The organism is Sphingomonas sp. PvP018, assembly GCF_017876865.1.
Lineage (GTDB): Bacteria > Pseudomonadota > Alphaproteobacteria > Sphingomonadales > Sphingomonadaceae > Sphingomonas > Sphingomonas aerolata.
Map to the genome: position 1 here is coordinate 2385172 of NZ_JAGIOU010000001.1, position 13701 is coordinate 2398872.

At 68.1% G+C, this 13701-nt stretch carries 5 protein-coding genes; 2 read left to right on the forward strand and 3 right to left on the reverse strand.

Annotation, left to right across the window (positions count from 1 at the left end; genetic code table 11):
- The first annotated feature begins 1 nt into the window (after window position 1).
- On the forward strand, window positions 2-1570 hold the full coding sequence (locus J3A66_RS10505; protein ID WP_209568772.1) for an MDR family MFS transporter: 1569 nt from the start codon (window positions 2-4) through the stop codon (window positions 1568-1570).
- A complete protein-coding gene (locus J3A66_RS10510; protein ID WP_209568775.1) occupies window positions 1570-3036 on the forward strand; it encodes an efflux transporter outer membrane subunit in 1467 nt (488 codons plus the stop codon). The genes J3A66_RS10505 and J3A66_RS10510 overlap by 1 nt, the downstream gene beginning before the upstream one ends.
- A 230-nt stretch (window positions 3037-3266) precedes the next feature.
- Here J3A66_RS10510 and J3A66_RS10515 read toward each other — a convergent pair whose 3' ends face one another.
- From J3A66_RS10515 to J3A66_RS10520, 3 genes are all read right to left on the reverse strand, one after another.
- Window positions 3267-5720, reverse strand: coding sequence for a glycoside hydrolase family 3 C-terminal domain-containing protein (locus J3A66_RS10515; protein WP_245337026.1), 2454 nt, complete (start codon window positions 5718-5720; stop codon window positions 3267-3269).
- A 15-nt stretch (window positions 5721-5735) separates the two neighbouring features.
- On the reverse strand, window positions 5736-5948 hold the full coding sequence (locus J3A66_RS19260) for a hypothetical protein (protein ID WP_245336792.1): 213 nt from the start codon (window positions 5946-5948) through the stop codon (window positions 5736-5738).
- A gap of 1138 nt (window positions 5949-7086) precedes the next feature.
- On the reverse strand, window positions 7087-13509 hold the full coding sequence (locus J3A66_RS10520; protein WP_209568777.1) for a hypothetical protein: 6423 nt from the start codon (window positions 13507-13509) through the stop codon (window positions 7087-7089).
- Between the last annotated feature and the right edge of the window lie 192 nt (window positions 13510-13701).

The following is a 13701-nucleotide window of genomic DNA, read 5'->3' on the forward strand; positions in this document are numbered from 1 at the left end:
CATGGCCAGCGCCGTATCTCCTGCAACAGGTGCGGCGTCGCGGTCGAGCGAACGGGCGGACGCATCGGCGTGGCTCGCGGTCGCGGCGGGTACGCTCGGCGCGTTCATGGCGACGCTCGACATCTCGATCGTCAATTCGTCGCTGCCGACGATCCAGGGTGAGATCGGCGCGAGCGGTACCGAGGGTACATGGATCGCCACCGCATATCTGGTGTCGGAGATCATCATCATCCCGATGGCCGCGTGGCTGGAGCGGATGCTCGGCCTGCGCACCTTCCTGCTGATCGCGGCGGGCCTGTTCACGGCCTTCTCGGTGATCTGCGGGGTGTCGACGACGCTCGGCATGATGGTGTTCGGACGGGTCGGACAGGGATTCACCGGCGGCGCGATGATCCCGACCGCGCAGGTCATCATCGCCCAGCGCCTGCCGCGCGCGCAACAGCCGGTCGGCATCGCCGCATTCGGCGCGACCGCGATCCTGGGGCCGGTTCTGGGGCCGCTGATCGGCGGCTGGCTGACCGAGAACGTCAGCTGGCATTATGCGTTCTTCATCAACGTGCCGATCTGTGCGGTGCTCGTCACCCTCCTCCTGCTCGGCCTGCCGCACGAGAAGCCCAAGCTGCATCTGTTCGGACAGGCGGACTGGAAGGGCATCGCAGGCCTGGCGCTCGGTCTGGGCGGCCTCACCGTGTTCCTCGAGGACGGCCAGCGTGAGCAATGGTTCGATTCGAACCTGATCCGCATGATGTTCGCGACGATGCTGGTCGGTTTCGCGCTGCTGTTCTGGGGACAGGCGACGGCCAAACGCCCGATCATCAAGCTGAAGCTGCTGCTCGATCGGCAGTTCGGGTCAGTCGCGCTGATGGGCGTCGTGCTCGGCGTGGTGCTGTACGGCACCGCCTACGCCATCCCGCAATTCCTGTCTTCGATCGCCGATTACAACGCGCTCCAGTCGGGCAAGGTCGTGCTGCTGTCGGGCGTGCCGAGCCTGTTCATGATGGCGATCGTTCCGCTGATGCTGCGGCGGGTCGACATTCGCCTGGCGGTTGCCGCCGGGCTCGCGATCATGGGCATCTCCGCGCTGATGGATGCGAACCTGACCCAGGCCTCGGCCGGCGGCGACTTCACGGTCAGCCAGTTGATGCGCGGCGTCGGCCAGATCCTCGGCATGCTGTTCCTCAGTCAGGCCGTGGTGCGATCGGTACCGCCCGACGATGCCGGCGACGCGTCCGGACTGTTCAACGCGATGCGCAACCTCGGCGGCAGCTTCGCGCTTGCCGGCATCTCGATCCTACAGGAGCAACGGGCGTGGCTGCATTCCCGTCGGATTGAGGAATCGCTGAACGCCAACGGCGTCGCGGTACAGGCTTCCGTCGACGACTTGTCACGTCAGTTCGGCGGCGTGCCGACCGCGCTGAGGGTCGTGAGCCAGCAGATCCAGGGGCAGGCGCTGGTGATGACGTACAACGATATCTTCTGGATAATGGGCGTCGGGACGCTGGCCGTGTTGCCGTTGGTGCTGTTCCTGAAGCCGCTGCCAAAGGACGCCGAACCGGCGATGGTGCATTGATGCGATTCTCCCCTGCTCTCCTTGCGACGGCCGCACTCACAGGCTGCACGGTCGGCCCCGACTACAAGGCGCCCCCCGCGATCGCGGCGGATGCGGCGACGCGCGGGACCTTCGTCCGGGCGCGGGATACGGCCTTGGTCGCAGCGCCGGGCCTCGCACGCTGGTGGGAGACGCTCGGCGATCCGACCCTGACCAGGCTGGTCGACGATGCGCTCGCGCACAGTCCCTCGATCGACGAGGCGACGGCACGGATCCGATCCGCACTGGCGCAACTGACCCAGCAACGTGCGTCGCAATTGCCCAGCGTCAGCGCGAACGCGACCTATATTCACGCCGAACTTCCCGGCGTCGGCATCGGCCAGAACGCCGCGACGGACAGCAGCGGTTCGGACACGACCACGTCCGGCGGATCGAGCAGTCTCGATTTCTACAATCTCGGCCTCAACGCGTCGTGGGAACTCGATCTGTTCGGCGGAACCCGGCGCCGCGTCGAACAGTCCCGCGCCACCATCGATGCCCGCAACGCCGATCTGGCCGACGCGCAGGTCTCGCTGTCGGCGCAGGTCGCCCAGGCCTATGTCAATCTGCGCGATGTGCAGGCGCGCATCCGCCTCAACGCCGCATCGACCGCCTTGCAGGAACGCCAGGTCGCGTTGGCGCAGCAGCGTTACGCAGGCGGCACCGCCTCGCTCCTCGACGTCGACCGGTTGCGCAGCCAGTTGGAGAGCACGCAGGCCGACGCGATCCCGCTCGGCAGCCAGCGCGACGAGTATCTGAACCAGCTGGCGGTGCTCACCGGCCGCACGCCCGGCGCACTCGATGCGACGCTCACCACGGTAGTGGCCGTTCCACTGCCGCCGGCACGGGTCGCGATCGGCGATCCGGCGTCGCTGATCGCCAACAGACCCGACATCCGTTCGGCCGAGCGCCAGCTTGCGGCGAGCACCGCCGCAGTCGGCGTGAGCAAGGCGAAGGAACTTCCCGGTATCCGCTTCCTCGGCATTCTCGGGCTCGGCGGGACCAGCCCGGGGGACGTGTTCGACACCGGCAACCTGACCACCCTGCTCGCGCCGTCGCTGAGCTGGTCGTTCCTCGATTTCGGCAGGAACCGCGCCGCGACCAACGCGTCGAAGGCGGACCGTGATGGCGTCGAGGCGACCTATCGCCGAACGGTGCTGTCAGCGTTGCAGGATGCCGAGAACGCGCTCTCCCGCTTCGGCAGCACGCGCGCGCAGCTCGGCCAACTGGGTCGCGTCGAGGCGACGGCCATGCGGTCGGCGGCGCTCAACGCCCAGCGTGTCCGAGCGGGGACGAGCTCGACGAGCGACCAGCTCGATATCGAACGCCAACGCCTGTCGGCCTCGATCGCGGCCGAACAGGCCCGGGCGCAGCTCACGCTCAGCTACATCGCCGTGAACAAGGCGCTGGGCCTCGGCTGGTCGGTGGCTGGCGACCCGGCGCGCTAGGCGGGACGTCCGGGTACGTCGACCAGCCCGTAGCAGTCATGGACGTCCTACTGGAGGACGATCGCTTGGCGTCCTTCGCTTTCTGGCTCCGGCTCCGCCGCCTTCCATTGGGCGCGACGTCCTGCCGTCACGGCGCGGTCGCGGACGTCCGAGTCGTTGGTCGGGTTCCCCCGACCCGGATCCGCCTTGCCGAGGACGGGCGACGTTCCACCGGATAGACCGGCCGACGGTCAATCCGGCAGTGGGATCGTCTCGTCTACCGCGATCGAGGCGTTCGCCGATGGCAGGCCGCTGTTGGGAAGGCCGCCGCCCACATGAAACGAATATGCGCCCCGCAGGACGCGGATGGCCCCCTCGGGCGACACCGAACTGAGATCGCGCGGCGTAAGACTGAAGCGCAGCCTGCGGGTCTCTCCGGCTGCGAGCGTGACGCGCTGGAACCCTCGCAGCGCGATGTCCGGAACGCCGGGCGCCTTGGGGAAGTCGAGGTACAGCTGCGCGACCTCGTCTCCACTGCGGGCTCCCGTGTTGGTCAGGTCCGTTTCGACCACTACGCCGTCCGCAGCGGAGGCGCCGCTCCGCCGGACGGTCACGGGACCATAGGCGAAGCTGGTGTAGCTGAGGCCGTACCCGAACGGGAATACGGGCACGCCCCTGAAGTAGCGGTAGGTCCTTCCCTTCATCGCGTAGTCGTCGAACGGCGGCAACTGACTCACGTCCCGATAGAACGTAACCGGCAGACGACCGGCCGGATTCGCCAGTCCCGCGACGACCCGCCCCACGGCCGCACCTCCGGCTTCGCCTGGGTAGAAGACCTGCAGGATCGCGGTCGCATTCCGCTTCGCCCATTCGAGATTGATCGCGCTTCCGCTCGAATTGACGACGACCAAGGGCTTTCCGGTGGCCTTCGCCACTGCGAGCAGTCTGATCTGATCGGCCGGCAGATCCAGCGAGGTCCGGTCCCCGCCCTTGAAGCCGGGGAGATCCTGGGTCGCCTCCTCGGTCTCGAGAGTGGGGTCGATGCCGACCACCGCGATCACGACATCGGCATCGCGTGCCGCCGCGGCCAGGTCCGCATCCGGCGTCGGCGATACCCTCTGCCAGACGAGCTGGCCGAACCGTATTCCCGGTGAGAGGATCGACATCGAGATCGGATAGCGCTTGTTGGCTTCGAGCTTGATCGTCCCGAGGACCGGCCGGACCAGAAGGTCGTTCGTGAGCGGCGACGTCACGAAGGGCTTTCCGTCGAACCGCAGCTCGTTGCCTCCGCCCAGCACGCCGAGACGGTATGTTCCGGACTCCGGGGGAACGAGATAGCCGGTCGCGACGATCCTGCCCCCGTTCGGAAGCGGCCCTGGCGTCGGCGTTTCGAAATTGACGAGCGGCAGCGTCTCCGTCGACAGCGGTTCCGCAGCGAAACCAGCCGTCATGAACCGGGTGATCTTGTCGGTCAGTGATTTCGGTGCTGGCGCGGAGGGTGCCAACGATGCGAAGTAGCGAACCGTCACTCCCGGTCCGCCGTTCTCGTTCTGGAGCGCGGACGCCGGCACGACGTCACCGTCGGTCAGGGATGCGCCCGCAGCCACCAGCCTCACGTCGGCTCCGGGCAGCGCCTCCCTGATCCCGTCGAAGATCGACGGCAGCGTCGAGGTTTCGCGGCTGTTGTAGTTGCCCCGAAGACCGTGACGGGAATCGGCGAGCGGGCCCACCACGGCGACCTTCAGCTGCGTCCGGCGCAGGGGGAGGAGTCCGTCGTTCTTGAGGAGGATCAGGGATTCCTCCGCCGCCTTCAGGGCGAGTGCGCGATGCTCGGGCGTATTGACGACCGACCTGGCCGATGGCGCAGCGGCGGCGCGATCGAAGCCGCCCGTCCGGATGCGCACCGCCAACGTCTTGACCACCGCGCGATCGAGATCGGCTACGGAGAGCTGACCGGTCCTGACGGCTCGTACGATGTTGTCGGACGCCCCGAACGACTTCGGATCGAAGAAGCCGTCCGCGGTGCAGATCATGTCGAGCCCGGCGTGCACCGCCGCGGCGTACGCACCCGGTGCGTCCTTCGCGTATCTGTGCGTCTCCCATATGTTCGAGACGGCTTCGCAGTCCGAAACGATCTGGCCCTTGAAGTCCCAGGCCCCGCGCAGCGTCGTCTTGAACAGGAAGTCGTTGGCGCAGGCCGGTTGTCCGTTCACTTCGTTGTACGAGCACATGACCGCTCCGGCCTTGCCCTCCACGACCGCCGCGCGGAAGGCCGGCAGATAGGTGTCGCGCAGATCGTGCAACGAGACCTTCACGTCGGCGACGTGACGGGTCGGCTCGGGTCCGCTGTGCACCGCGAAGTGCTTGGGCGTCGCGATGTTGATCGGCGCGTCCGGATCAGGACCCTGGATGCCGGTGACGTAGGCCACCCCCATCCGCGCGGTCAGGAACGGGTCCTCCCCATAGGTCTCGAGACCGCGGCCCCATCGCGGGTCGCGGAGGATGTTGATGTTGGGCGACCAGATGTCGCGACCCGCGCCCTTGTCCAGAGCGTGCCCCGTGCGGATGCTGCGATCGCTGTTCTCTACGGCCTCCGCGGTTATCGTCGCTGCGACCCGATTGAGCAGATCCGTGTCGAAGGTGGCGGCGAGACCGATGGGCGATGGATAGTTCGTCGATCGTGGATCGGTATCGACACCGTGCAGGGCTTCGTTCCACCACTAATAGTCGGCGATGTCCAGTCTGGGGATCGCGGGTGAAGTGCTGATCAGCAGGCTGGCCTTCTCCTCCAGCGTCATCTTCGATGCCAATGCTTCGGCACGCCGTTCGGGCGACGACGCCGGTTGCGCCGACGCCATCGGGGCGAACGGGATCGCGGCACAGGCGAGCAATAAATGCCTGGTGGAGCGACGGACGGAAGCGGAGATCCTCATGCGGCGCCAGCCTTTCGGTCTTCGCAGGTTTCGGAATTCGCAGCTAGGACGTCGGAGGAGTCGGCGATCGCCCCCCCGGTGGTCTGATCGCCAAACCTGCGGCGCCCGACGAAGAAACCTACTTATGACTACCTTGTCAAGTCGACGTTCGGAAGGGCGTTTCGAATCCCTTCCCGAAGAGAAGCGCTCCATCGCGATCCTGCGGCCGAACAGGTCGGGCAAGCTCCCGGGGCGGTTCCCGCTTCGCGGGGATCCGGGGCCGGGGCGCGTCGTTCGTCACCGGTTCCGATCGCTCGGCTCGACCGTGCCTCGTCCGATGCCGCGCCCATCGGACGTGGGCGACGCCTCGATACCCATCAGCGTCGTACGCGTCGGCGACCTTGCTCGGATCCACAGCACCCGACGATCGTCTCCGTACCGGACGAGGCGGTACCGTCAGTCCTCGTCCCCGATCTCGTCCTCGGCTTGCCCGCCTTTCGCCGGCGTCTCGCGCCACCGCTTGATCAGTTCGTCGAGCCGCGCCTGGAAGGTTTCGACGTGGGACAGGATCGCAGCCCGGTCGATCTCGTCCGGGTCGCGCTTGTCCTCGTCGTTCTCTGCGGTCGACTCGTCTTCTCCCTCCCCCTCCTCGGCTTCGCCTTCGATCAGGAGGCGATAGAGGCCTTCCAGCTCGAGCTTGTCCGGTGCCGGCTTCACGAAGAATTCGTGCCACGTGTTGAGGATCTGGACCAGGAACCTCTCCTGTTCCGAGAGCGCGTCCCATTCGGCATCCAGGATGCCGCGCAGCTCGAGAGCGTGCGTGAGCAGCAGACCGCTCATCACCAGCTGCGACATCGCGCCGAACATTTCGTGGAGAAGCTTCTCGGTGGCGTTCCCCCGCTGGAAGCGGCGCCACGGATCGCCCGATGGGAGCATTGCCGAGAGCACCTTCGTCGCATCGCGATACCCGCTCATCGGGTCCACGGTCCCCGGTAGGGCGCGGCGGTTCGTCCAGAGCTTGAGGATGAGTTCGACCGCACGGTCCTCCGCCGCCTGCTTCGCCTGTCCCTCGCCGGTCTCGACGGCGTCGATCAGTTCGGCGAGATGGTGTGCCATCCATCGGTCGATGGTCTCGCCGCGATGATCGATCCCGAGCTGGTCAACGATCGCCCGTCCAAGCTCCAACACGTCCTTCGGCCGTGTGGAGCCCGCCCGTTCCGTCGAGGCGGTAGAGTCGATCATACGCTTCCCGGGGCGTCTTCTCTTGCGCGTCATGGCTTCGTTGATCGTCACGTCCTTCACGTCGAATCTCCACTTCGATCACCAGCTCGAGCGCTTCGCGCCCGAGGAACTCCTGCAACTGTCCTCGCTCGACCAGCAGGCGACGGCCCGACACCTTGAAGTCCGTCGAATGCCGCTCCTCGTCGATGTCGCGGTCGCCCCAGCTCTCGTACAGGAACATCGGCGGCCTGTTCGTCGCCGACCACGAGAACGCGCCCGCCGGACCGCGCTGGAGCCCGCAGGCCTCGCGCACCCGCGCGCCCGGCCGCAGATCGACCAGATCGGTGGCGCCACGCAGGGGATCCTGCGCATCGATGCCGCCGTCCGAAGAACAGCTGCGCAGCCAACCGAGCAATCGGTAAGGTGCTTCGCCCTGCTCGAATTCGCGCTCCCCCTCATAGGGCAGCTTGTAGAGGAAGGCCGACTCCATCGACTGGAGCGCGCGCAGCAGCGCCGGCGCCGCTTCGTGATGGACCATGGCACTCGAGAAGGAGACCGTTTCGACGCGATCTGAGGATCGCGACCGCCAGCCGCCCCCGACGATCAGATATCCTGGCCGATCCGAGACGGCGAGCTCCGACCGCATCCGGTCCTCGCGTACGGCGTCCGCCCATTCGGCCAGGGGCGCGGCGGGCGGTGTCCAGAAGTCGGGGCGGAGCGGCGTGGGATCGCGCAGATCGGCCGACCACAGGGGCGGCTCGGTCAGCATCTCCCGCGCGATGCGCGCCTCCATGTCGTCCCAGTCTCCCCGCTCCTGCACCGCGAGCGGCTCCGTCTCCATGAGCTCGCCGGTCGCACACCATAGGGCGTGCCATTCGAGATGGGTGTTGAGGCGCTCGAGGGTCGGGTTTGAGCCGTGCCGGTTCGACGTCAGAGACCATTCCTGATTGCGGAACCTGTCCCGCCGCCGTTCGGCGTCGAAGGCGCGGATGTCGCCGGGATAGCCCCAGCGATCGAGGATCCATCCTTCGGCGGTCCGGAGCAGCTGTTCGAGCGACACCCTAGCGAAGGCGCGCAGCATGGGCACGTACCAGTACGGTATCGTGTCCATCGTATCGAACCGGAAGCGCCGGCCCTCGTCGTCGTGACGGGGCGCGGGACCGCGGACCTGCTCGTCGACTTCCGGTTCCGCCGGCAGCTTCGAGCGTCCGACCAGCTTCAGCTGATCGAGCTCGGTCCCGCTCAGCGGCAATCGACCTGCGTTCACGAGCTTGAGACATGCATCGCGTGCGAAGGAGCGCAGGAGCACGTGCGGGAAGCTCGCATCCCGCGCTATCTCCAGCAGCGTCGTGCCCGCCATGGCGCCCACCTCGGGCATCTCACTCGCGATGCGGTCCCAGGCGACGGCGAAGTAGAGCCTCGCCGCGATCCAGTAGAATTCCAGGTCCGGCGAACGAAAGACCGTCTCCTCCCGCCGACCGTACTCGCCGACCAGCGCTTCGAGCGTCTCGGTTCCGGCGAGCCGAGCCAACCTGCGGATCGCGTACACGGCACGCCACCGTACGCGGACGTCGTAGTCGCCCAGACAGGCATGTAGGAATCGCCCGACCGCAGCAGGCACCGTCGCGGGAAGCTGCGTCGGATCCCAAATCTGATCACGATCCTCCGACGCGACGCGTCCGGCCAGCCTTGCGGCATACCAGCCGCCGACGTCCGCCACGGCCGTCGCCTCGAGCCTGCCCGCGATCAGGTCGGCGAGCGCGAAGACCTGCTCTCCGCCCAACGCGTCGCCGTGCAGCTCGACTCCGCGCAGCAGCAGATCGACGATGCGCGCGGATGGCAGACGGGTCCATTCGAGCGAGCGCGGAAGCGAGGTCTCGCGATAGGCGATGTGGCCGACGAATTCGGGGAAGCGGGCGACGATGACTTCTGGAAGCCTGGTCGCGGCCCAGTTGCGGATCGCCGGCGACGTCCAGGAATCGAGCAGCGCGAGCAGCCCGTCCATCATCTCGCCGCCGATCCCGACCCTGGTCGTGGAGACCGCGTCGAGGAAGGCGACGCGGTCGCGCATGACGACCGCGTCAGCTGCCCAGCCGAGGATCTCCGATGCGGAGACGTATCGCTCCGCCGCACGCGCCTCGGTCAACGCCGCGGTCAGGGCGAGGTCGAGCGCCTCGCCGTCGATCAGCGCTTCGCGGGTCCAGGTGGGCCGAGCCGGTTCGGTCTTCCCGCGCCCTGGTCTCCGGCTTTCGGATGCGCCGGACCAGAGCGGGGCTTCGTCGGGCAGCCCGGAGAGGAATTCGTGGCGATCGGTCAGCGCCTTGGCCCATCGGCCCGCCCCCCCGGCGCTCGCGATCCGTGCGACGAGCTTCTCGTCCTCGCGGTGATCGTGTCGGATGAGACTGTCCCAGGCCGCCTCCTCCTGGAAAGCGCCCTGAGGCGAACCGCCTTCACTGCAGACCGGCAGCGCGATCTCCGTCACCCCATTGTCGCCGTGCAGCAGCAGATCGAGCGCCATGGCGGTCGCCGGCGGCAGCGTACCGTGGTGCAGGCCCGCCCTGAGCGTCGCCGGCAGGGTCTCGCCATACCGCGCGAGACCGGCGTCCTCCCATTTCGCCGCGTTCGCGAGCGCCAGCGGCAGGTCAAGGGCGGTGATCGTCTCCATCACCTCGTTCCAGGGGAGCCCCTCATGACCTTCGAGGCGCATCGCCGCGTCCGCCATGACTTCGGACAGATCGCGCGCAGCGGAGCGACGGTCACCGACCTGTTCCAGCCCGAGCTTCAGGAGCGAAGCGATCAGTTGGAGCTGAGGCACTATCTCGCGGTCGAGTTCGCTCGCGGCGGCCACCGCGTCGTTGAAGACCTCATTCGCATCATCGGGACTGACTGCGAGCAGTATCCTGGCATATGCGACCAGCGCCTTGGACTTGTCGTCGGCTCCCATGCGTCGGCCCCGGATCGAGCGTACCGACGCGTCCACGTCCTGGACGAGCCCGGCATGCAGCGCCGGCTGCAGCGCCAGCCTGCCAGCGAAGGCCTCGTCGGGCGAAAGATCGCCGTTGCCCCAGCGTCCGTGCACCCGGATCGCCGTCTCAGCGAGCATCCGGCAGTCGATATCGGTTGCGAGCAGGAGCAGAAGCGAGTGCGCCGCGGTCGCGGACATCGGCGCGACGCCGCGGGTTCCGGTGAAGCGCCAGCCTTCCCCCTCGCGCCGCCGGGCATGACGATCGAGCAGCTTCGTCACGGAGTCGTCGTCGGTCGCCGCCGTCCCGACCAGCGCCGCCGCCCGAGCGACGTAGATGCCGAAGATCGACGCGGTGACTTCGTTCAGCTTCCTGTCGGAATCGCCTTCGTCACGTGCGCGCCTGCGTAGTTCCTCCTTGTCCGCGGTTTCGGGACGAGGCTCGTAGATCGTCGCGGCGTCGGCGACGCGTCCGTCGCGAGCCGCCTGCAGCGCATGCGCGCGGAACAGCAGATCGAGCCGCCGCGTATCCGTAGGGTCGTGGATCGCGATGCTGCGATTGGCCGGCTCGAGCATATCGGCGAGAAGTCCATCGACCAGTTCTGCGGCCACCTTCTCCCTAGCGAGCAACTCGATGGCCGACATGACGACATCGAGCACCAGGGACGAAGCCGTGGCCGCGTACGCTCGCGACCGCAGGACCGATCCGAGCCTGAGCCGGCGCCGCAGCAGTGCGGTGAGGCCGGCCGCGAGCCGGTCGCCATCCGCCGGCTGGCCGGCCATCGCCATCGGGACCAGGAGGAACGGCTCCTGCCACGGCTGGAGCATGCCCGTATCCAGCACCGCCTGCAGCAGATCGGCTCGTCCCTCCGCGAGCAGGCGCGGCACGAGGCGCCTTGCGACCTCGAGCCGGATCCGCTTGGGCCGCCATGCTCCCAGGGCGTTCAGAGCCGCTGCCGCGCCGCGCGATCGCAGCTTCGCCTCGATCCCGGCTGCGATGTCGGCGAACCCTAGACGCCATTCATGTCCGCGCCGTTCGCCGGATGCGTCGCGGCGTGCCGACATCCATGCCGCGATCAGGCGGCCTCCTTCGCGCAGCGAGATCCGGTCGTCGGCGGCGGCGTGCACCGCCTGTCGGTGCAGCAGGAATGCGCCGTGCCATCCGATCTGCCGGGGATCCGTGAGGATCAGACGGCCCGCGGTGTCGGCGGCGAACCGGACGGCGAGGTCCGGATTGTCGCGGAGGAGGGCGCGCAGCGCCCTCTCGGTCTTCAGCCCCTCCCCTCCGATCAGGACGAAGCGCAGCGCGCGCGCCGCATCGCCCGCCTCACGGCAGACCGAGATCGCCAACCGGAGCCGAGTGAGTTCGGCTTCGCGCCGCAGGACCGGATCCGCCACGATCGCCGGGGACGGATCGCGCTCGACGAGATCGAGCAGTTCGATGCCGCGCCCCGCCGAGACCAGTGCGCCCGCGACGTGCTGCGCGGCATAGGCGTCGTCGGCGCTGCGTGCGAGCAGCCAGTCGGCGGCTCTTCGCGTGACCGCCGTCATCACGGCCGCGCCCTCCGCACGCACGAAGTGCTCGAAGTCCTCGTCGGCGAAGCGCACCCGACCGTTCGACACCCGGATCGCCGGCATCATGTCGGTGCAGATGTCCGCGAGCACCGGGACGGGCACGTCGAGGACGGCGGACAGGTCGCCGAGCGGAACGGGCCGGGCCAGGGCGATCAGGCCTGCGCAGAATCTCGTCAGATCCGACGGATCGCCGCTCTTCGCGAGCGCCCGCTCGAACTGTTCCCGGAACACCTGGTCGAGCGATCTGCCGCCCGGCAGCAGACGATCGATCGCCGTCTCGGGAGGATCGTCGCCCAGGTCCATCGCATAGGCCTGTACGCGGGGCACGCCTCCCGTGAGCTCATGGAAGCCGTCCAGCCACTCCGTAGGCGCGTGCCACGTCCGCTGGACGTGCTCGGCGGTCTCGGCCCGGGTGAAGGACCGTATCTCGTGCGTCTCGTAGCCCGGCGGAAGCGCGATCTCGGGCAACCGGCCGGTCCGGGCGGTGACGACGAGGCGCACGTTCTCAGGGACCTCGCCCAGCCGGATGAAGTCCTGCACGAAGCTGGTCTCGGGAGGCTTGCGCGTCGCCGCCGCCGTCACGGAGTTGTCGGCCGCGTCCACCGCGATTACGATCAGGGCATCGGGGTGTTCCGCCGCATGGGACCGGGCCGCATGACGCAGGCGGTGCGCGAACATGCGCGGCGGGTCCGCCGCCTGCTGGCGTCCGAGCAGGATCGGCAGCCTCAGTCTGACGGCGAGTTCGTTGGAGAGCTGCAGGAAGGCGTCGACGGGCCGATGACGCAGCGCGTCTGCATCGAGATAGCTGCCTCCGCCGTAGCAGTCGAAGGTGACCATCACCGACCTCGCGGGCAGCGCCGCCTCGATCTGCTGCAGCGCGGTCGTCTTGCCGATGCCGCCGGGGCCATGCAGGCAGAGGCGCTGCGAGCCGCCGAGCAGTCGATCCGCGGCCTCCGCGACGCTCCGTCGCGCCACCGGCGCGGCGATGCTCTTGAGCTCCGGAGGGCAGGGGAAGAGCGCGCCGACGTTCGAGAAGCCCAGACCGAGGAGCACGGACTCCCTCGTGATGAGCTCGCCTGAGAATTCCGGACGCATGCGGTTGCGGATGAAGCGGCGCAGCTCCGAGACCGACTGGAGGAGTTCGAGATCAGTCCATCCAGCCATGTCCGCGAGCAGCTTCTCCTCGATCGCATAGCGCGAGCCGGTACCGCCCTCGAAGCGCAGTGCGGCGGCGAAGCGCTGCAGGTCGGCCTTCTTCAGGCCTGCGGCGTGGGCGAACTTGGCCGTGTCCGCCGCGTCACCGGGCGGACGGTCCCGCGGCACCGCGATGCCGCCGGTCGCGATGGCGTCCCTGGCGGTCTCCAACGCCGGTGAGATCCGCTGGTTGGTGACCAGTACGACCTCGACCGGCCCCTTCGGTCTCCGCGCCTGGATGCCCGACCACGCCCTGGCAAGCCGATTGAGAACGGTATCCTCACGCTTGTCACCTTGGCAGAGACGCGCGACCGTCCAGCTGGCATCGGGATTGGCGGCCGAATACTTGAGCTGCTCCAGCACGATCCGGTCGGCTTCGCCGGCGTCCCGGCCGTTCTCGTAGAGCGCGCAGTCGACCCCGTCCCAGGTCGCTGCCGGCGCGCTGGCCTCGTCGACCGGCGCCAGGCCTTCGACCGCCAGCGCCTGCAGAGGATCGCGCGGGTCGAGAAGGCGCAGCGCGTGGCGCGTCGCCCAGAGCTCGTGATAGTCGTCGCCCGTGTTGGAGGCCCGGGCTCCTCTGAAATCGCTCAAACAGCCTCGCCTCGCGCGTCCGCCGGGACGGCATGCCATCCGGTTCGTCGTATCCCGCCCATGCTAGGACGGATATCGGGCCACCGGTCGAAATTCTTTCTCACGGACGTCATTGCGGGTGCACGCGCCGGGAACGATGGCTCCGGCGCGGCTGAGCGAACGCCTGCCCACCTCCCCCGGTCCGGCTTCAAGCATCCAGATCGAAGCGACCGGCATCGTCATGCCGGTCCG